Consider the following 19,554-nt stretch of genomic DNA (forward strand, 5'->3'; position numbering starts at 1 on the left):
GAGCGCGGCCGTGGGCCGGGCGGGCGCGGGCGCGGGCGGCGGCCCGAGCCCGCCGGGAGCATCCGGGTGGTGGAGGCCGCCGAGGCCACCGAGACCGCGCTCGCCGAAGCGGGCGTGGAGCGGGCGGCGGCCCTCGCCCTCGTCTACGACGACGACGAGACCAACATCCGCGCCGCCCTCACCGCCCGCCGCCTCAACCCCCGGCTGCGGCTCGTACTGCGCCTGTACAACCGCAGACTGGGCCAGCACATCGAGGAACTCCTCGACCAGGCCGCCGCGTTGGCGACCGGCTCCGGCGACGCCGCCCTGGACGCCTCCACCACCGTGCTCTCCGACGCCGACACCGCCGCCCCCGCGCTGGCCGCGACGGCCGTCGCCGGCACCACCAAGGTCGTCCAGACCGACGGGCTGCTGCTGCGCGCGGTGGAGCGCCCGCCGCGCCCCGGCCGCGGCGCCCCCGCCGGGCTCGCCACCCTCGCCCTGCTCTCCGCGACCGGCAGCGACCCGGCGGGCGCCGACGGTTCGGAGGGCAGCGGCGACCAGGGCCCGCTGCTGCTGCCCGACGCGGCCGAGGTCGCGGCGGCCCGGGGCCGCGGCACGGTCGTCCTGGAACAGGTGTCCTACGCCGGCCCCGCGATGCCCTCCGGCCGCTCCGCGCGCGGCGGGGTCCCCTCCTTCGCCTCGCTGTTCTCCCGGCGGCTGCGGTGGACCCTGGCCGGACTGGCGGGCTGCGTGGCCGCGCTCGCCGTCGCCCTGACCCTGGTCACGGGCGAACACCCTCTGTACGCCACCTACATGACCCTGCTCGACCTCTTCGCCATCAACAACCCGGCGCTCAACCAGTCCCTGGCCCGGCAGATCCTCCAGCTGCTCGCCGGGCTGACCGGCCTGCTGCTGCTCCCGGTGCTGCTGGCCGCGGTGCTGGAGGCCCTCGGCACCTTCCGCTCGGCGTCCGCGCTGCGCAAACCGCCGCGCGGGCTGGGCGGCCACGTCGTACTGCTGGGCCTCGGCAAGATCGGCACCCGGGTGCTGACCCGGCTGCGGGAACTGCACATCCCGGTCGTGTGCGTCGAGGCCGACCCCGAGGCCCGCGGCATGGCCACGGCCCGCCGGCTGAGGGTGCCGGTCGTGCTCGGGGACGTCACCCAGGAAGGCGTCCTGGAGGCGGCGAAGATCCACCGGGCGCACGCGCTCCTCGCGGTGACCAGCGCGGACACGACCAACCTGGAAGCGGCCCTGTACGCCCGCTCGGTCCGCCCCGACCTGCGGGTGGTCCTGCGGCTGTACGACGACGACTTCGCCACCGCCGTCTACCGCACCCTGCGCGCTGCCCATCCGCACGCCTCCACCCGCAGCCGCAGCGTGACGCACCTGGCCGCCCCCTCGTTCGCCGGGGCGATGCTGGGCCGGCAGATCCTGGGCGCCCTTCCCGTCGAGCGGCGGGTGCTGCTGTTCGCCGCGCTGGACGTGGCCGGGCATCCCCAGCTGGAGGACCGCACCGTCGCCCAGACCTTCCGGCCCGGCGCCTGGCGCGTCCTGGCCCTGGACCGGACCCCGCCCGCCGAACGCCGCGACGGCCAGCCGGCCGTGGAGGAGGCACTGGAGGAGGGCAGGACCGACGGCACCTCCGGGTGGATCTGGGACCTGCCCGACGACCACGTCCTGCGCAAGGAGGACCGCGTCGTCCTGGCCGCCACCCGCCGCGGCCTCGCGGAACTACTGGGCAGGGGGCCCCGGGCAAGCGGCTGGTAGTGCTTGGCCGGGTTCATTCGCCGATGGCGTCCCGCGTTGATCGCGTGCGGCGGTGACCCGGGTGTGACGGGTAGGAGAGCCGGCCGCAGCCCGGTGTGATCTGAAGGACTTCGCGGCGGAGGTCTTCGAGCCGGGACATGCGGGCCCAGGCGGCCTGTGGCCTACTTCGTGGCGAGGACGTAGACGCTGCCCGAGCGGCGCTTCGGGTTGGCCATGCTGGGGTCGAACGTCCAGGGCTCGACGGTGGTGAAGCCGGCCTCGGTGAAGAGCTGGACGAGCTTTTCGTGGTCGTAGGCCCACAGGTGCGGGGTGTACGTCGGGTCGTCGTCCTGGTCTCGGAAGACGAGGTTGACAAGGTCAAGACGGGTGTTGATGTCGTCGCGGCAGTCGCGCTTGGCGTACCAGCGTTCGATCGTCACGTCGGAGGCGTTGAGGGGGCCGGGGTACTGGTTGAGGGCGAAGGCGGCGTCGGGGACGCCGGTGATGATCTGGCCGCCCGGCATGAGGACGCGGTGCGCTTCACGGATGTAGTGCTTGGCGGAGCGCGGGTAGTCGATGTGCTCCAGGAAGTGCTCCGAGAAGATCTCGGCGATGCTGTCGTCCTGAAGAGGGATGCCTTCGCGGATGTCCCACAGGAGATCCGCCGGCGGGACGAGGTCGATGTTGAAGAACCCCTCGATGCGGTGGCCTCCCCCACCGATCTGCACCCGGTCGGGCTTGTCGTCGATGCGGCCGTTGGGCCAGGCGCCGCGGCTGGAGTGGTGGTAGCGGTGGAGTTCGATCTCCTTGGCCGCGGCTCGGAGGGCTCGGCCGAGGCCGTGGGTGGTGGCGGGATCGGCGAGGACGGAGGCGATCTGCTCGCTGAGAAGGTCGATGGAGGGCATGCCGGATGGACTCATCACGGATCTCCTGCGTGTGAGGTTGCTCGGGGTGGAGTCCGCCGCGATCGGCGACGTGATCAGGCAGCGCTGGGTGCGGGAGCTGCCCACTGGTTGTTGCGCATGAGGGTGTACTTGATGTCCACCAGCCGCGGCGCGATGGTCAGCGCAAGCTCTTCGGCGGGCTGCAGGTAGCCGACGTCGTCCTGCTCCGCGCGCCAGACGCGGTATTCGAGGTCCGGGTAGGCCGGGTTGATACCGATCTCACCCTTGGGCATCGTGCCGTTGAACGGGGCGACGATGTCCATGTGATTCCAGTAGTTCCAGGCTTGCAACGCCTTGTGCTGGTCGAAGTAGAAGTAGAAGTCGGGGTAGCGACCGAAGGTGCGCAGTTCCCGGTGGATGAGGTGGCCGAGGAGCGGTCCGAGCTGGGTGGCCAGCGAGTCGAACTCCCAGCGCGTGTGGTGCCAGGCTTCGGGGATCTCACCGGCTACGAAGAGGCGGGCGGCGACGAGGTAGCTGATCCGCTCGAACAGGTACGCGCTCGCGTGGCTGGTGTCGATGGTCGGGTCGACTCGGTGGATGAGCGCGGCCAGCTGCTTCGGACGGGGACGGAACTTGGCCAGGTCGAACTTGCCTGCCATCGCGGGGAAGGAGGCGAACAGCATCTCCTTGTAGAGCCAGTTGTTGAGCTCGCCGAGTTCGGCCAGGCGCCGGGTGTGGCGGGAGGTCGAGTGGAGCATCAGGTACTCGGCGACCGCTTCGAAGTAGAGGTAGCCGAGGATCGGCAGGCGGGGGATCGTCTCGTCGAGCAGCTTGAGAAACGGCTCGGCGTCGACCCGCGTGCCCCGGTAGACGACGCCGGAAGTGGTGGCAAGAAATGCGGCCGAGTTCTTGACCCGGCTGACGACGGTTTCGCGTAGCTGGTGCCGTTCGTTCTTGCTCAGCAGGTATTCGAGGTGACTGTAGATCTGTAAGTGGATGAGGCCGAGGCGCAGGTAGTCCACGCCGGCGAGTCCGCGGTACGCCTGTGGCGGAGTGTCGATCTCGAAGATCAACGGGGTGGGAACGCGATCGGTGACGCCGAGCTTGGACAGGAAGGCCGGCGCTTCCTTCGTCAGGACGTAGGAACCGAGGTTGTGCATCCGAAGGCCCCGGTCGGTCGCGGTAAGTGGCGCGCAGTAGATGCTGCCGACGAGGCATCCGCCCGATGGGTAGAGGACCCCCTGCCTGCTGATCTCCTCCAGGGCGTGGGTGACGTGCAGCAGGTGCAGCTTGCCGTTGCCGCTCAGGGACTCGAAGAGGGCGTTCTGCCGCAGCAGGTGTCCGTTCGGGGTGTCCTCGGCAAGGCGTCTGTCCCAGGCCGTGGTCTTGGCGTCGAGTGGTGCGGCGTGGTTGGTGACGCTCGGTATGAGAGCGGAGTCGAAGAAGGCGTGGGCATCAGCCCACAGGTGGTAGGCGTCGAGGAAGTCCATGGTCAGACTAGGCCCTTCTCGGCGAGCGCGTAGCGGACGGCTGAGGGACCACTGGCCCCGGTGAGGTAAGCCCGCTCCGAGACCAGGACCAAGTCGAAGGCGAGCCCACGCAACTGGTCGAAGACGGGCTCCCGGACGTACTGGGAGTCGGGCCACCACTCAAGCTTGGGCAAGCGGTAGCGGTCCAGGGCGTCGGCGGCCTTGACCACGTCGGTGATGCGCTCGGCGCGGGCGTGGTCGGCCTTGTCGTCGGCCGCGAACTCCTCGTACGGGAGGTCGTGCAGCCGTACGGCCGCGGCCGCCTGCACGATCCGCCTTGGTGCGGCGGCGAGACCGAAGTGGCCCCAGACGGTGTCGGCGTTCGCCGCGAGCCAGACGGCCGCGCGGGCGCCATGCCCGCGGTCCTCCTGGTCGTTGCGCCGCTGGCAGTCATGTACGGCGGCGGCGAGGATCACCGTGGTGGCGTCGGCGTCGCCGAGGCCGTTCGCCTCGGCGAGGACGGCGGCGAGCGCCGCCGTCCTCATGGCATGCCGCACGCCGTGGAGCGACGTGTACAGCCGGGGGTCTGCCCACCACTGTGTCGGCATTCCGCCGTGCACGAGCAGTTCCTTCGACTGCGGGCGCAGGACCGGCGCCAGCGTCGGCGGGAGGTTGGGCCTGTGGTCGCTGATCCATGCGACGGTGGCGTGGTCCATGTGCTGGTGGAGCGGGAGCTGCCCTCGGGCAGCCAGGTCGATCAGACTTGCGGTCAACGGGGTCGTGCTCACTCGTGCCCACCCCCTTGGTGGTCTCCGCGGTGATGTTCCCTACCGGATCGGCGCGGCCTGCTGTTCGCGCTCCTTGCGTTCCTTCTGAGCGGCCTCAAAGGCGGCGGTGAAGTCGGCCAACTCCTGCTCCGTCATCAGGGCCACGCCGAGCGCCACAGCGACGTCCGTGATCCTGGCCTCGGCCTCGGCACGGGCGGCGCCCGATGCCCCGTCTTCCAACAGGACCTCGAACTCGGCGTGGTAGCCCCACGCCTCACTCCACTTGACCGCGATCTCGACGTCGCCGAAGCGGAAGTTGTGACGGAAGTTGAACGCCTCGTGCATGGCCGTCTCGAACCCGAGGGCGTTGAATACCCGCACCGCGGCGGAAACGTCGGCGGGGGCGATGGCGAACTCGGTCTCCGCGAAGGCCGCTCCCTGCCCGATCCTGCTCCCCTTGAGGGTGATCTTGGCGGTGCCGGCAGCCGTGTTGTCCGTGACCTTCAGGAGTTGCTCGGGCAGCGCGTAGAAGTAGATGTGCTTGTCGTCGGGGCCCAGGTCTTCGCCGTCCCTCTTCAGGCGGGAGACGAGCTGGTCGTGAATCTCCTTGTTGAAGCGGGCACGCATCTCGATCTCGACGGCCACGGGCCTGTCTCCTTGTTTCGGGCATGGCGGAGCCAGCCGGACCCCGTCGTGCTGAGGCTGTCCGGTCGGGCGCCGCTATGAGGTTGGTGGTCAACCTGGGTGATGCGTGCCGACCGCATCACCCAGGTGAGTCAGCAGGTCTCAGCTCAGGTCGCCGAAGCGCGCCTCGACGACACCCGCGTGCAGGTAGGTCGGCAGGGAGACGCCGCCCACAGACATACGGGTGGTGGCGACCTGCTCCTCCGTCTCGCCGGGGAAGCCCTCCAGCAGACGCAGGCACTGTTCGACCCACTCGCGCGACGCGGGCCAGTCACCCAGGTCGCGATGGCGTACGGCCAAGGCATACGCGGTCTCGGTGGCCGCCCAGCGGTCGGTCGCCAGCTCGCGCTGGAAGATCGACTCCAGCTCGCCGGTGGAGGCAAGGCGGGTCTGGTTGGTCATGGTGCCCTCTCGGTTCAAACGGTCGTGCCCCAGTGGTGATCAACGTCCAGGCGTCCCTGCGGTGACGCCGTGACCCGCTGCTAGTAGGTGTAGATCTCGGCCAGCGTCTTGTAGTCCTGCAGTTCGCCCATGTCGAACCACAGCTCCACCTCCTGCTTGGCCTCGTCCGCGTTTCCGGAGGCGTGTACGAGGTTCGCGACCGCCTTGCCGGAGGCGGTGCTGGCCGCCGAGCTGTAGTGGGAGAGGTCTCCCCGCACCGTGCCGGCCGGAGCCTGGTTCGGGTACGTACTGCCGACGATCTTGCGGACCGTCGCGATCGCGTCGAAGCCTTCCAGCACCAGGGCGATGACCGGTCCCTGCTGCATGAACGTCGAGGTGACGTTGTAGACCTCGGCCCCCAGCCGCTCTTCCAGGTCGAAGTAATGCTTGCGGGTGAACTCCTCGTCCATCCACTTCATCTTCGTGCCGACGATCTTCAGTGCGGCGTCCTCGAACCGCGAGATGATCCTTCCCGCCAGGCCACGCGCCAGCGCATCGGGCTTGAGCAGGACGAGCGTGCGCTCGACCGTGTGTGCCTGAACCTCGGCCATTGGCTCCCTTTCGCCGTACCAGATAACGAACATGACGTGCTATCAGCAGTCGTCCGTTGAGGTTACCGGCGCTGACCGGATGATTCAGACGTGCGGTCAAGGCCCCGGCAGGGCGATCATCCGCGTGGAAGGGAGGCCGGTTCGCCAGCGTCCTGATCTGGCCAACTTGCCGTTATCTGTTATCCGCTGAGCGTGCGCACCTAGAATCTCCCTGCGGTCGTCCGGCGCTCTCGCGCCTCTTGCACTTCTCCCAGGAGCCGAGCTACGAGCAGTGGCTTCCCCGGCTCCCGATGACTTCGATTCTTCCGGCGCTCTTCGCGCGAGCCAATGCAGTGCCGGTGCAGTAGGAGTGCAGTACGGCCTGACGGAGTTCCTGCACTGAGACAGCGATGAGGGGGCAGTCCTCGTGGACGTGGTCGAGCGCTGGACTGGCCGGTACGCGTGCCTGTTGCAGTCCGCTCTGCGGCTCGGGAACGAACAGTTCGCCGCTCATCTGGGCATTGCCGTCAGGACAGTGGCGGCCTGGCATGCCGACCCGTCTGTCATGCCTCGCCGGGAGATGCAGCAGCTACTCGACACGGCGCACGAGCAGGCCCCGCCCGCCGTACGTCAGCGCTTCGCGCTTCTGCTGGCGAAGGAGCAGCCGCCGTCAGGCTCAGTCCCACCCGGTGCGCAGGCACTGCGTGTGGCCATCGCGGTGGTCGTCCGCGACAGCGACGTCCTTCTGGTCTGCCGTCGGGACAGCGACGCTGCGGGGATCACGTGGCAGTTCCCGGCTGGAGTCATCAAGCCCGGCGGAAAGGCGGAGACCACCACGGTACGCGAGACGTTGGACGAGACAGGGGTCCACTGCGCGGTACGCAAGCATCTCGGGAACCGGCTGCACCCGGCCACCCGCGTCCTGTGTGAGTACTTCCTCTGCGAGTACCTGGCCGGTGAAGCCACCAACAGCGACACCGCGGAGAACATCGACGTGATGTGGGTGCCCAGAAACGCGGTGCCCCGTTTCATCTCCGTCGATACGATCTTCCCACCCGTCCTGGCCGCCCTGGAGGAGCAGACGTGACGCAGCAGACCACGGACGAGCGGCCTGGCATCGCCGCCGCCATCGTCGTTCACGAGGGCCGTGTGCTCATGGTCCGCCGCCGGGTGAGCGAGGGGCAGCTCTCCTGGCAGTTCCCCGCCGGCGAGGTCGAACCCGGCGAGGAACGTGAGGCCGCCGCCGTACGGGAAACCCAGGAGGAGACAGGGCTGACCGTTGAGGCGGTCAAGCTGCTCGGCGAGCGCGTCCACCCCAAGACAGGCCGCCTCATGTCCTACACCGCCTGCCAGATCCTGGGCGGCACAGCTCACGTCGCCGACACCGAGGAGCTGGCTGAGCTTGCCTGGGTCGCCCACGGCGACATCCCCGAGTACGTGCCGTACGGGCTGTTCGAGCCGGTGCAGGACTACCTCGACGGGGCCTTGTCCGCATAAGCGACTTCAGCCGCCGCCGCAGGGGCGCCGAAGGGCACCGAGACCTTGTGGTGCTTCGCCGAGTGGACATCGGCTGCCGCATGTCGAGACGACGGGTGAGGCAGACGCCCGTCCGGACCGTGCGGAGTGGCTGCGGTTCGCGGGCGACTTGACAGCGGCTCAGGCTGGTGCAGTGTCCGCGTACCGAGCGCACTCGGGTGATCGGCTGCGCCACGTGAGGGGTTCCCTCCCCGCACCGCTCGGGTAACCGTGCCGGTCACCGTGAGCCGCTGAACCCTCCCGGGACGAAGCCACAGGCGGCACACGGCCCGGGAAGGCGCCCCCGGGCCGCGTGTCCGCGGCCGACCGCGCTACGCCCCCGCGCCCCTCAGGTGGCGGTCCGCGAAGTCCAGTTCCAGGCGGACCTGCTTGATGCGCTCGTCCACCACCAGCGAGCCGTGGCCGGCGTCGTAGCGGTACACCTCGTGCACCGCGCCGCGTGCCTCCAGCCGCTTCACGTAGTTGTCGATCTGCCGGATCGGGCAGCGCGGGTCGTTGACCCCCGCGGAGATGTGGACCGGTGCCGTCACCCGGTCCACGTAGGTCAGCGGCGAGGACGCCTCGTAGCGCTCGGGCACCTCCTCCGGCGTGCCGCCGAGCAGGGTGCGGTCCATCGCCTTCAGCGCCTCCATCTCGTCGTGGTACGCCGTGACGTAGTCGGCGACCGGCACCGCCGCGATGCCCAGCGTCCACGCGCCGGGCTGGGTGCCCAGGCCGAGCAGGGTGAGGTAGCCGCCCCAGGAACCGCCGGTCAGGACCAGCCGGTCCGGGTCGGCGAGGCCCGAGGCCACCGCCCACTCCCGGACCGCCGCGATGTCCTCCAGCTCGATCAGTCCGACCCGGTGCTTGAGCGCGTCCGTCCACGCCCGTCCGTACCCCGTCGAGCCGCGGTAGTTGACCCGCACCACCGCGTATCCGTGGTCCACCCAGGCCGCCGGGCCCGCCGCGAAGGCGTCGCTGTCGTGCCAGGTCGGACCGCCGTGGATGTCGAACACCGTGGGCAGCGGGCCCTCGGCGCCGGCCGGCCGCTGCACCAGCGCGTGGATGCGCCCACCGGGGCCCTCCACCCACACGTCCCGCACCGGCACCGAGCCCGGGGACTTCATCCCGGGCGGGCTCAGCACCACGCCGCCCGCCGTCGAGCGCACCGCGGACGGCTCCGCCGCCGAGGACCACAGGTACTCCACGGCGCCGTCCGGGCGGGCCGTCGCCCCCGACACCGAGCCCGGCGGGGTCGCGACCCGCTCCAGCCGGCCCCCGGCCAGGTCGTAGCGGAAGAGCTCGCTGCGGGCCTCGAAGCCGTGCGCGATCAGCAGGCCGCTGCCGTCGGGGTACCACTCCGCGCTCACGTCACCGGGCAGGTCCAGCGCGAGGTCGCGCTGCTCGCCCGTGGCCACGTCCCACACCAGCGGCTCCCAGCGGCCGCGCCGCTGGTGCCCGATGAGCAGCCGGCTGTCCCCGTCCACCGGGGCGAAGCCCAGGACCTCAAGGCCCAGTTCCTCGGTGCCGCCCGCGGTGTCGTCCAGCTCGGCGACCGCGGTGCCGTCGGGGCGCAGCACGCGCAGCGCCGAGTGCATCGCGTCGCCGTGCTCGGTGTGCTCGACCGCGATCAGGGTGCCGTCGTGCGAGAGGTCGCCGACGCCCGCGGACTCGCGGTGGCGGTAGATCTCCACCGGGGACTCCCCGGCGCGGGCCAGGTGGATCGTCGTGCCGTCCTCGTCCGTGGAGCGGCCCACGACCGCCGTACGGCCGTCCCGGCCCAGGGCGAGACCGGCGGGGTAGGACGGGTCGAGGCCCGGGGCGGCGAGCTCGTCCTCGCCGCCGCCGAAGAGCTGGCGGCGCCAGACGCCGAACTCGTCGCCGTCCTTGTCGTCGAACCACCAGATCCAGGCGCCGTCCGGGGTGAGCACGCCGTCCGTCGTGCCGTTGGGCCGGTCGGTGACCTGGCGCTGCTCGCCGGTGGCCCGGTCCCAGGCGTACAGCTCGTAGGTGCCCGTGGCGTTCGACACGAACAGCGAGTGGTCCGGGGCGTCCTCCGCCCAGTCCGGCAGCGACACCCGGGGCGCCCGGAAGCGCTTCTCCCAGTCCGGCACGGCCTCGTCCTGCTTGTGGTGATCCCGCGAATCGGACCCGTGGCTCTCAGTCATGGCCCCATAGTGCCCGGCCCGGCCGACAATCCGCCCGAGAGGTCCCCAGCCTGTGGACAACTTCACGGAGGCGGACCCCGGGCCCCGCCTCCCGGACGGCGCCCCGTACCGTTCAGGTGTGTACCGGTTTCTGCTGACGCCCCGTTGGTGGGGGATCAACGTCTTCGTCCTGCTCGCCATCCCCTTCTGCCTGTACCTGGGGTTCTGGCAGCTGGGCCGCTTCGAGGCGCGTGTCCAGGAGGAGCGCGGCGCCGGCGCGCAGGCCGTGTCGGCCGAGCGCGCCCCCGCCCGCCCGTTCGCCGAGCTGCTGCCGGTGGACAAGGCGACCTCGGGCAAGCAGGTCACCGCGAGCGGACGCTACGGTGAACAGCTGCTCGTCCCCGACCGCGAACTCGACGGCCGGCAGGGCTACTACGTCCTGACGCTGCTGCGCACCGACGGCGGCAGGGCGCTGCCGGTCGTGCGGGGCTGGCTGCCGGGCGACGCGTCCCGCGCCGAGCCGCCCGCGGCCCCCGCCGGCCAGGTCACCGTCGCCGGAGCCCTCCAGGCACCCGAGGTCCCCGGGGACAACGGCGTGAGCGCGCGCGGCGGCCTGCCCGCCGGCCAGACGGCCGCGATCAGCTCGGCGTCCCTGGTGAACCTGGTGCCGTACGCGATCTACGACGCCTGGGTCACCCTCGGCACCGCCGACTCGGGGATGACGGCGGTCCCGGCCGCCGCGCCCAACGACACCGGGCTGACCCTGAAGGCGTTCCAGAACCTCGGCTACACCGGCGAGTGGTTCGTCTTCGCGGCCTTCGTGCTCTTCATGTGGTTCCGTCTGGTGCGCCGCGAGGTGGAGTCCGTCCGGGACGCCGAACTCGGGCTGGTCCCGGACGAGAGGCCCGTCCCCGCCCCGTCCGGCGTCTGAGGCGCGGGCGCCCGGGGCCCCTGGGCCCCGGTGCGGTCCGCGCCCCGCGGCGACGGTGCGGTCCGCGCGCAGACGCCCCGACCGCCGTGAAAAGGGCCCGCGCGCCGGGGAAGGGGGGCCTACGCCCCGGGCAGCACGCCGGTCCAGTAGATGACGCCCGCACAGGCGTTGTTCAGGGTCACCGTGGCCGTGGGCGCGCCCGCCTCCGCCGTGCCGGCGACCACGACGCTGCCGTCGAGCGTGGGGTTCTGCGGCAGCGTCTGCGGCGCGAGACCGGTGCCGGTGGAGGTGCCGTCGGTGCTGCCGGTGCCTCCGCCGGTGGGGGTCGGGTCGGGGGACGGGTCGCCGCCGCCCGTGCCGCCGCCGCTGTCGCCGTTCGCCGGGCAGGTCGCCGAGGGGATCCAGGCGAACTTGACCTGGTAGGAGTCGCCCGGCCTGAGGACCGGCGCGCCGAGTTCCTGCGACGGGTCGGGCAGCCCGGCCGCGGCGTCCCCGGCGGTGTGCCGGGCCGTGCTGATCTTGGCGGTGTCCGCGGCGCCCTGCGCCACGAAGCTCACCGAGCCGGGACCGCCCACCGTGCAGTCGGCGGCGGAGGCGTTGGTGAAGCGGAAGCCGCCGTAGACGGCGCCGGAGGAGTCGGGCACTCCGGCCGAGCCGACGGGCGCCCCGAACTGCGCGGCCGTACAGGCCGCGAGACCGGCCGCCGCGGTGGCCGCCGGGTCCGCGACGCCCCCGGAGCCGGAGCCCGCGCCGGAACCGGCGTCCCTGTCCTTCTCCTTGCCGCCGCCCTTGTCCTGGTCCTGGTTCCGGCCCGAGGGGCCGCCGGAGCCGCTCCCGCCGCCCTCGGTCTCCTTGCCCTGGCCGGAGCCGCCCTGGGCCTGCTCGCCGTGTCCGGCGGCGGACGGGTTGACGTCGGCGCCGCCGGAGGTGGACACGTGCACCACGGCCGGGACGGCGGTGCCGACGAACAGGGCCGCGGCGGCCATCCCGACCAGTGCCTGCCTCTTGCGCGCCCGGCGGGCCGGCACCGCACGCCGCAGACGCTCCAGCGTGCCGTCGCGCGGCTCGATCTCCTGGACCGCGTCGTGCAGTATGCGGCGCAGTGCCAGCTCGTCCGATTCGAGCCCGTCGGGGCCCTGGTCGTCGGGGCCGTCGTTCACAGTTGCGTTCCCAGCGTGCGAGTGCTTCGGCTGTCGCCCGTCCTGCCGCTCCACGGGTCCCCGGCTCCCCCGCGCCCCGAGGGGCGCGGACGGGTCCGCGGAGGGTTCGCGGGCGGCCTGCGGAGCCCGCCGCCCGTCCTGGTCCTCGCTCATGCCGGTGCCTCCATGGCGACCCGCAGCGCGGCGATGCCGCGTGAGCCGTACGCCTTCACCGAGCCCAGCGAGATACCGAGGGTCTCGGCGACCTGCGACTCCGTCATGTCCGCGAAGTACCGCAGCACCAGCACCTCGCGCTGCCTGCGCTGCAGGCCCTTCATCGCCTTGATGAGGGAGTCGCGTTCGAGCTGGTCGTACGCCCCCTCCTCCGCGCTCGCCATGTCGGGCATCGGCTTGGACAGCAGCTTCAGGCCGAGTATCCGGCGCCGCAGCGCGGAGCGGGAGAGGTTGACGACCGTCTGGCGCAGGTACGCGAGGGTCTTCTCCGGGTCGCGGACGCGCTTGCGCGCGGAGTGCACCCGGATGAACGCCTCCTGCACGACGTCCTCGCAGGAGGCGGTGTCGTCGAGGAGGAGAGCGGCGAGGCCCAGCAGCGAGCGGTAGTGCGCCCGGTAGGTCTCGGTGAGGTGGTCGACGGTCGTGCCGGCCGCCGCGGTGTTCTCGGCCTCGGTGCCGTCACGCTGACTGGGGATGCGGGCGGGCCGCGCTGCGGGCATGGGCGCGATCACCGGCATGCCGCCGGGCGCACCGGACATGCGGGACCGGCCGGGCCGGCGGGGCGGCCGCAGGGCCGTGCCGCGGGTCGCCGCGCTGAAGTCGAGTACCTCTGCCACGCCTGTTGGACACGCCTCCCCCCACGAGGGTTGTACGTGCCGTGCACCACTTCCGCCGCGGCCCCCGCGGTCGGCCCTCCGGTGCCAGGCGGCACGGCCGACCGTGCGTCAAACGCCCTCATGCCTACCCGCTCTTCCCTCAAGTCTCATGTGAACGGGCGTCCCCACGCCCGCTCATGGCGTCCCCACGCCGGAAAAACGCGCCTCGCACGCCCCGGAAAGGGCGACCGCAAAGACGCTCCCCGCTCTGCAAGCGGTTGCAGAGCGGGGAGAAAAATCTTCTATCGCCGCGGCGGTCCTGATCAAGTGGTCCGGACCATCGTTCGGCTCACATTCCTGACGTGGATCCTACAAACGGGGGCCGCCGGATCCCAGGGGATTTCCCTCCGGCGGCACCGTCCGCTCAGGCGAGCTCCGCCGCCACCAGCTCGGCGATCTGCGCGGTGTTCAGCGCGGCGCCCTTGCGCAGGTTGTCGCCGCACACGAAGAGTTCGAGCGCGGTCGGGTCGTCGAGGGCGCGCCGCACCCGGCCCACCCAGGTGGGGTCGGTGCCCACGATGTCGGCGGGGGTGGGGAACTCGCCCGCCTCCGGGTCGTCGTACAGCACGACCCCCGGCGCGGTCGCCAGGATCTCGCGCGCCTTGGCGACCGTGACCTGCCCCTCGAAGCGGGCGTGCACGGTCAGCGAGTGCCCGGTGAGCACGGGCACCCGCACACAGGTCACCGCGACGGGCAGGTGCGGCAGTCCGAGGATCTTGCGGGACTCGTCGCGGACCTTCATCTCCTCCGAGGACCAGCCGTCCTCGCGCAGCGAACCGGCCCACGGTACGACGTTCAGCGCGACCGGCTCGGGGAACGGCCCGGTGTCGTCGCCCACGGCCCGCCGTACGTCACCGGGGCTGGTCCCCAGTTCCGTGCCGGAGACCAGGGACAGCTGCCGGCGCAGCGTCTGCACGCCGGCCCGGCCCGCCCCGCTCACCGCCTGGTAGGAGGAGGCGACGAGCGAGCGCAGCCCGAACTCGGCGTGCAGGGCGCCGAGCGCCACGATCATGGAGAGGGTGGTGCAGTTGGGGTTGGCGACGATCCCGCGCGGACGCATCCGCACCGCGTGCGGATTGACCTCGGGCACGACCAGGGGCACCTCCGGATCCATCCGGAAGGCGCCCGAGTTGTCCACCACCACGGCCCCCTTCGCGGCGGCGACCGGAGCCCATCGGGCGGACAGCTCGTCCGGGACGTCGAACATCGCGACGTCGATCCCGTCGAAGGCGTCCTCGGTGAGCGCCACCACCTCGACCTCCTCGCCGCGCACGGCCAGCTTGCGGCCGGCCGAGCGCGGGGAGGCGATCAGGCGGATCTCACCCCAGACGTCCGCGCGCTGGGACAGGATCTGGAGCATGACCGTGCCGACGGCTCCGGTCGCCCCCACGACCGCGAGCGCCGGTCGACGGGTCATCGCCCGGTGCCCCCGTACACGACAGCCTCGTCGCTGTCGGAGTCGAGCCCGAAGGCGGAGTGCACGGCGCGCACGGCCTCGTTGACGTCGTCGGCGCGGGTGACGACCGAGATGCGGATCTCGGACGTCGAGATCAGCTCGATGTTCACCCCGGCGTCGGACAGCGCCTTGAAGAAGTCGGCCGTGACGCCCGGGTTCGTCTTCATGCCGGCGCCGACGAGGGAGATCTTGCCGATCTGGTCGTCGTAGCGCAGGGAGTCGAAGCCGATGCCGCCCTTGTTCTTCTCCAGGGCGTCGATGGCCTTGCGGCCCTCGGACTTGGGCAGCGTGAAGGAAATGTCCGTCAGGCCGGTGGAGGCCGCGGACACGTTCTGCACGATCATGTCGATGTTGATCTCGGCGTCGGAGATCGCGCGGAAGATCGCGGCGGCCTCGCCCGGCTTGTCCGGTACGCCGACGACCGTGACCTTGGCCTCGGAGGTGTCGTGCGCGACACCGGAGATGATGGCCTGCTCCACGTGCTCGTCCCCTTGATCGATCGGCTCGCTGCTGACCCACGTGCCCCGCAGCCCGCTGAAGCTGGAGCGGACGTGGATCGGGATGTTGTAGCGCCGGGCGTACTCCACACAGCGGTGGAGCAGCACCTTCGAGCCGGACGCGGCCAGCTCCAGCATGTCCTCGAAGGAGATCCAGTCGATCTTCTTCGCCTTCTTGACCACCCGCGGGTCGGCGGTGAACACGCCGTCGACGTCGGTGTAGATCTCGCAGACCTCGGCGTCCAGGGCCGCGGCCAGCGCGACCGCGGTCGTGTCGGACCCGCCGCGCCCCAGCGTGGTGATGTCCTTGCTGTCCTGGCTCACGCCCTGGAAACCGGCGACGATCGCGATGTTGCCCTCGTCGACGGAGGTCCGGATGCGGCCGGGCGTGACGTCGATGATCCGGGCTTTGTTGTGGACCGAGTCGGTGATGACCCCTGCCTGGCTGCCGGTGAACGACTGGGCCGAGTGGCCCAGGTTCTTGATCGCCATCGCCAGCAGGGCCATGGAGATCCGCTCTCCGGCGGTCAGCAGCATGTCGAGCTCGCGCCCGGCAGGCATCGGGGATACCTGCTCGGCGAGATCGATCAGCTCGTCCGTCGTGTCGCCCATCGCGGAAACCACGGCGACCACCTGGTGGCCGTTCTTCTTGGCTTCCACGATCCGCTTGGCGACGCGCTTGATGCCCTCGGCATCGGCTACGGAGGAGCCTCCGTACTTCTGCACGACAAGGCCCACGTGCGCTCCTCGCTCAGTCCGTGTGTGTCGGCTCAGTTTACCGAGCGTCCGCATACGACCCCGGGGTTCCCAGATGGTGAGATCCGGACGCTCGGGAGGGTGTCTGCCCGGTCGCGGTCGGGCCATACGGAGAAGTGGCGCAGCTCACCCGGGCCGGGACGCCGCGCGGACCGGCCGCGCGCGCCGCGCCGCCGCCCGGCCGCGCCCGCTACTTCGCCTGGCGCAGGCCCAGCGGCTCGCTGATCTCCCGCTGCATGACGCGGCCGGCCTCGAACTCCAGCGTCTCGTCGCCCACGCCCTGGTCGGTGTCCAGGCCGTCCAGCTCGGCCAGCGGCTGGTCGAGGCGGATGTGGGCGAGGACGGAGTGCAGGGCGCGCAGGGTCGCCGAGGCGGTGGTCCCCCAGTTGGAGAAGTAGGAGAACTGCCACCACCACAGGGCCTCCGCGGTGCGGCCCGACCGGTAGTGGGCCATGCCGTGGCGCAGGTCGGTGATGACGTCGGCCAGGTCGTCGGAGATCCGGGCCGGGACCGGGGCCCTGCGGGGCTCGTAGGGGTCGAAGACCTCGGAGTAGACGTCGACCGGGTCCAGCAGCCGGGCGAGGTTCTCGCGCAGTTCGTCCACGTCCGGCTCCGGGCCCAGGTCGGGCTCGTAGCGCTCCTCGGGGACGATGTCCTCGTGGGCGCCCAGGCGCCCGCCCGCCAGCAGGAGTTGGGAGACCTCCAGCAGCAGGAAGGGCACGGTGGAGCCCGGCTCGTCGCCCTTCGCGACCTCCGTCACCGCGACCAGGAAGCTCTCGATCTGGTCCGCGATCTGGACCGCGAAGTCGTCCGGGTCGTGCTCGGTCGCGTGCAGCGTGGCGTCAGACATCTAGGAGTCGTCTCCCCTCGAAGGCGCGGCCGAGGGTGACCTCGTCCGCGTATTCCAGGTCGCCGCCCACCGGGAGGCCGCTGGCCAGGCGGGTGACCTTCAGGCCCATGGGCTTGATCATGCGGGCGAGGTACGTGGCCGTGGCCTCGCCCTCCAGGTTCGGGTCGGTGGCCAGGATCAGCTCCGTGACCGCGCCGTCGGCGAGCCGCGCGAGGAGTTCCCGTATCCGCAGGTCGTCCGGGCCGACGCCCTCGATCGGGCTGATCGCGCCGCCGAGGACGTGGTAGCGGCCGCGGAACTCGCGGGTCCGCTCGATCGCGACGACGTCCTTCGGCTCCTCCACCACGCAGATCACCGCCGGGTCGCGGCGCGCGTCGCGGCAGATGGCGCACAGCTCCTCCTGCGCGACGTTGCCGCAGACGGCGCAGAAGCGGACCTTCGCCTTGACCTCCGTCAGCGCGTGCGCGAGGCGCCGGACGTCGGCGGGCTCGGCCTGGAGGATGTGGAAGGCGATCCGCTGCGCGCTCTTGGGACCGACGCCGGGCAGCCGCCCCAGCTCGTCGATGAGGTCCTGGACCACGCCTTCGTACAACGGACTGCCGCCCTTCCTGGTGGTTCCTTACGGTGCGTACGGTAGTTGGCCGCGGCCCGTCCGAGAAAGACGGGCGGCCGACGTCCCGGGAATCAGAAGGGCAGGCCCGGGATGCCGCCGCCGCCCAGGCCCTGGGCGAGCGGGCCGAGCTTCTGCTGCTGGAGGTTCTGGGCGTTGTCGTTGGCCGCCTGCACGGCCGCGACGATCAGGTCGGCGAGGGTCTCGGTGTCCTCCGGGTCCACCGCCTTCGGGTCGATCCTCAGGGCCCGCAGCTCGCCGGCGCCCGTCACGGTGGCCCGCACCAGGCCGCCGCCGGCCTGGCCGTCGACCTCCGTGCGCGCCAGTTCCTCCTGCGCGTTCGCCAGGTCCTGCTGCATCTTCTGGGCCTGCTGGAGCAACTGCTGCATGTTGGGCTGGCCACCACCGGGGATCACGATTCAGCTCCTTGCGTCCGTACGGGGACTCCTGCTCGGCTTTCCCGTTCAGCACGAGCCTACGTGGTCCGAGCGGCCGTCGCCCCGGCACTCTTTCGAGTGAGAGCAACCGGGGCCCTATACCTGATCAAGGCCCGTTTCCGGGCGGAAAGGACGCGAAAGCCGGCTCCGCGCCACCCATTGGGCGGTAGGAAAGGGGCCGGCGCGTCAGCCTCGGGTGTCGCGTGACGTTCCGTGCGCCGCGGGGGTCGTACCCGGCGTACGCCCTGTCACGCGCCGTGATCAGCAAGGAGGGCCGGGTGGGTCAGCCGGAGATGCAGCCCGAGAGGCCGCCGCAGGACGGGCGGGGCGGCGAGGGGGCCGCCGGACCGCGGCCCGGCGATCTGACGGGGCGGGCGTTTCCGCTCGGGGACTGGGGGGAGCCCGCGGTGCGGCTGCACGAGCTGTACCGGTGGGTGGAGCGCGGGGCGCTGGACACCGCGGCGTGGTACCTCGCGGACCGGGTGTGGAAGCGGCGCGGCGCGCGTGCGCTGCGCGGCGGCGCGGCGGGCGGGGCGGTGGTCGGCGCGGCGCTGCCGCTGCTGGACCTGACGGGGGTCGCGACCGGTGTCTCGCCCTGGGGATATCTGGCGCTGCTGCTGGCCGTGGCGTGTGTGGGGGTCGACCGGTTCTTCGGGGTGACCTCGGGGTGGATGCGGGACGTCGCCACCTCGCAGGCCGTGCAGCGGCGGCTCCAGGCGCTCCAGTTCGACTGGGCGACGGAGAGCGTGCGCGAGGTCCTGGGGCCGGCCGAGGGCACGGCGAGCGAGGCCGCCGAGCGGTGCCTGTCGGTGCTGCGCCGGTTCTCGGAGGACATGAGCGAGCTGGTGCGGGCGGAGACGGCGGACTGGATGGTGGAGTTCCGCACCGGGTCGGCGCCCATGGGCATCCAGTCGGCCGTGGCCTGCGGCACCCGCCAGGACGCGGGGGCCGGACCGGGCCGGTTCCCGGTACCGCCTCCGAACGGCACCCGCCCGAACATGCCCCGCCAGCGTCCGCCGGAGCCGCGCTGAGGCATTCCGGCCACCGGCCGTCGCCACGGGGGCGGAGCGGGGGTGCCGCGAGTGCGGGGCTGCCCGGAGGAGGGGCGGGCGGCGGTCCGGCCGCCGACTGCCGTACGGCGCTCACCGCTTGGTGTACGTCAGCCGCTTCCCGCTGCCCGTGTCCAGGCGCTCCAGCCTGCCGTCGGGCAGCAGGGTGACCTCGGTGGCGCCGCCCGGCGAGCAGGTGGGCGGCTGCCCCACCGTCACCGTGGACGGGCCGATCCGCAGCGGGCCCGCGGAGCCCGGCGTCCCGGCGAGCGGCGCCTCGAACTCGCAGTGGTAGGTGCCGGTTCCGGCGGGGCCCTCGGCGACGAGGGACAGGACCGTTTCTCCCACCTCGCCCTGGCGGATGGTCAGCCGGCGGGTGTCCTCGCCGCCGCTCACGGACGTCCAACTCCCCAGGTAGGCGCGGGGGACGGTGCCGTCCGCCGGTGACGCGGACGGGCCGGGGGCGGTCGCGGAGGCGGTCGGACCGGCGGGCGCCGGGGCGTCGGCGGGCGCGCTCGCGGACGGGCCGCGGGTCGCCGGGTCGTGCCCGGTCCGGTCGCCCCCGCCGCCGCTCATCAGCGCGTACACCGAGCCGCCCGCGCCCAGCGCGACGACCAGGGCGACGGCGACGAGGGCCACCGTGGAACGTCCGCTGCGCCGGGGCTCCTCGGGCGGGGCGGCGGGCAGGTACGGCAGCGGCGGACCGCCGTACGGCGGGGTGGCCTGCCGGGGCTGCGGAAAGCCGTACGCCGGCTGCTGCGGATGCTGCTG

General features: G+C 71.9%; 19 protein-coding genes and 1 pseudogene. 5 read left to right on the plus strand and 15 right to left on the minus strand.

The window, feature by feature from the left end; all coding sequences use genetic code 11:
* The first annotated feature begins 66 nt into the window (after positions 1-66).
* Positions 67-1,752, plus strand: coding sequence for an NAD-binding protein (locus tag SZN_RS26140; RefSeq protein WP_007500620.1), 1,686 nt, complete (start codon positions 67-69; stop codon positions 1,750-1,752).
* A gap of 161 nt (positions 1,753-1,913) precedes the next feature.
* On the opposite strand, the gene SZN_RS26145 is transcribed toward SZN_RS26140, so the two are convergent.
* From SZN_RS26145 to SZN_RS26170, 6 genes are all read right to left on the minus strand, one after another.
* Positions 1,914-2,651 (minus strand): class I SAM-dependent methyltransferase, encoded by a 738-nt coding sequence (locus SZN_RS26145; protein ID WP_043733163.1) that lies wholly within the window; start codon positions 2,649-2,651, stop codon positions 1,914-1,916.
* Between the two features lie 59 nt (positions 2,652-2,710).
* Complete coding sequence (locus SZN_RS26150) at positions 2,711-4,105, minus strand: hypothetical protein (protein WP_007500622.1); 1,395 nt, start codon at positions 4,103-4,105, stop codon at positions 2,711-2,713.
* Between the two features lie 2 nt (positions 4,106-4,107).
* Positions 4,108-4,872 carry a hypothetical protein gene (locus SZN_RS26155; protein WP_078508955.1) on the minus strand — a complete coding sequence of 255 codons (765 nt, stop codon included), beginning with the start codon at positions 4,870-4,872 and terminating at the stop codon, positions 4,108-4,110.
* Positions 4,873-4,911: 39 nt separating this feature from the next.
* On the minus strand, positions 4,912-5,496 hold the full coding sequence (locus SZN_RS26160) for a hypothetical protein (RefSeq protein ID WP_007500624.1): 585 nt from the start codon (positions 5,494-5,496) through the stop codon (positions 4,912-4,914).
* 141 nt (positions 5,497-5,637) lie between these two features.
* A complete protein-coding gene (locus SZN_RS26165; RefSeq protein ID WP_007500625.1) occupies positions 5,638-5,937 on the minus strand; it encodes a hypothetical protein in 300 nt (99 codons plus the stop codon).
* Positions 5,938-6,017: 80 nt separating this feature from the next.
* A complete protein-coding gene (locus SZN_RS26170) occupies positions 6,018-6,527 on the minus strand; it encodes a nucleoside-diphosphate kinase (protein ID WP_007500626.1) in 510 nt (169 codons plus the stop codon).
* A gap of 406 nt (positions 6,528-6,933) precedes the next feature.
* Between SZN_RS26170 and SZN_RS26175 the strand changes: the two genes are divergently transcribed.
* Entirely contained in the window at positions 6,934-7,593 is a 660-nt protein-coding gene (locus tag SZN_RS26175; RefSeq protein WP_007500627.1) for an NUDIX hydrolase, read from the plus strand.
* Positions 7,590-8,003, plus strand: a complete 414-nt coding sequence (locus SZN_RS26180; RefSeq protein WP_007500628.1) for an NUDIX hydrolase — start codon at positions 7,590-7,592, stop codon at positions 8,001-8,003. Before SZN_RS26175 ends, SZN_RS26180 begins: the two co-directional genes overlap by 4 nt.
* 350 nt (positions 8,004-8,353) lie before the next feature.
* Here SZN_RS26180 and SZN_RS26185 read toward each other — a convergent pair whose 3' ends face one another.
* On the minus strand, positions 8,354-10,189 hold the full coding sequence (locus SZN_RS26185) for a S9 family peptidase (protein WP_043733156.1): 1,836 nt from the start codon (positions 10,187-10,189) through the stop codon (positions 8,354-8,356).
* Between the two features lie 118 nt (positions 10,190-10,307).
* Here SZN_RS26185 and SZN_RS26190 point away from each other — a divergent pair, with 118 nt between their 5' ends.
* A complete protein-coding gene (locus SZN_RS26190) occupies positions 10,308-11,099 on the plus strand; it encodes an SURF1 family protein (protein ID WP_043733166.1) in 792 nt (263 codons plus the stop codon).
* Between the two features lie 119 nt (positions 11,100-11,218).
* Here SZN_RS26190 and SZN_RS26195 read toward each other — a convergent pair whose 3' ends face one another.
* From SZN_RS26195 to SZN_RS26225, 7 genes are all read right to left on the minus strand, one after another.
* Positions 11,219-12,412: a hypothetical protein gene (locus SZN_RS26195; RefSeq protein ID WP_244313420.1), complete on the minus strand. Its 1,194-nt coding sequence runs from the start codon at positions 12,410-12,412 to the stop codon at positions 11,219-11,221.
* Positions 12,409-13,089, minus strand: a complete 681-nt coding sequence (locus tag SZN_RS26200) for a SigE family RNA polymerase sigma factor (RefSeq protein WP_007500632.1) — start codon at positions 13,087-13,089, stop codon at positions 12,409-12,411. Before SZN_RS26200 ends, SZN_RS26195 begins: the two co-directional genes overlap by 4 nt.
* 403 nt (positions 13,090-13,492) lie before the next feature.
* Entirely contained in the window at positions 13,493-14,545 is a 1,053-nt protein-coding gene (locus SZN_RS26205) for an aspartate-semialdehyde dehydrogenase (protein WP_007500633.1), read from the minus strand.
* Positions 14,542-15,819, minus strand: coding sequence for an aspartate kinase (locus SZN_RS26210; protein ID WP_007500634.1), 1,278 nt, complete (start codon positions 15,817-15,819; stop codon positions 14,542-14,544). Before SZN_RS26210 ends, SZN_RS26205 begins: the two co-directional genes overlap by 4 nt.
* Positions 15,820-16,027: 208 nt before the next feature.
* Positions 16,028-16,687, minus strand: coding sequence for a DUF5063 domain-containing protein (locus SZN_RS26215; protein WP_007500635.1), 660 nt, complete (start codon positions 16,685-16,687; stop codon positions 16,028-16,030).
* A complete protein-coding gene (recR, locus tag SZN_RS26220; protein ID WP_007500636.1) occupies positions 16,680-17,279 on the minus strand; it encodes a recombination mediator RecR in 600 nt (199 codons plus the stop codon). The genes SZN_RS26215 and recR overlap by 8 nt, the downstream gene beginning before the upstream one ends.
* Positions 17,280-17,371: 92 nt before the next feature.
* The gene (locus SZN_RS26225; RefSeq protein ID WP_007500637.1) at positions 17,372-17,713 is read right to left on the minus strand and encodes a YbaB/EbfC family nucleoid-associated protein; all 342 of its coding nucleotides are present in this window, start codon (positions 17,711-17,713) and stop codon (positions 17,372-17,374) included.
* Between the two features lie 299 nt (positions 17,714-18,012).
* On the opposite strand from SZN_RS26225, the gene SZN_RS26230 reads away from it, so the two are divergent.
* Positions 18,013-18,765 (plus strand): SLATT domain-containing protein, encoded by a 753-nt coding sequence (locus SZN_RS26230; RefSeq protein ID WP_043733173.1) that lies wholly within the window; start codon positions 18,013-18,015, stop codon positions 18,763-18,765.
* Positions 18,766-18,876: 111 nt separating this feature from the next.
* Here the strand turns inward: SZN_RS26230 and SZN_RS26235 are convergent.
* Positions 18,877-19,554 (minus strand): annotated as a pseudogene (locus SZN_RS26235) (serine/threonine protein kinase); the annotation flags it as partial.

The sequence above is a fragment of the Streptomyces zinciresistens K42 genome (assembly GCF_000225525.1).
Taxonomy (GTDB): Bacteria; Actinomycetota; Actinomycetes; order Streptomycetales; family Streptomycetaceae; genus Streptomyces; species Streptomyces zinciresistens.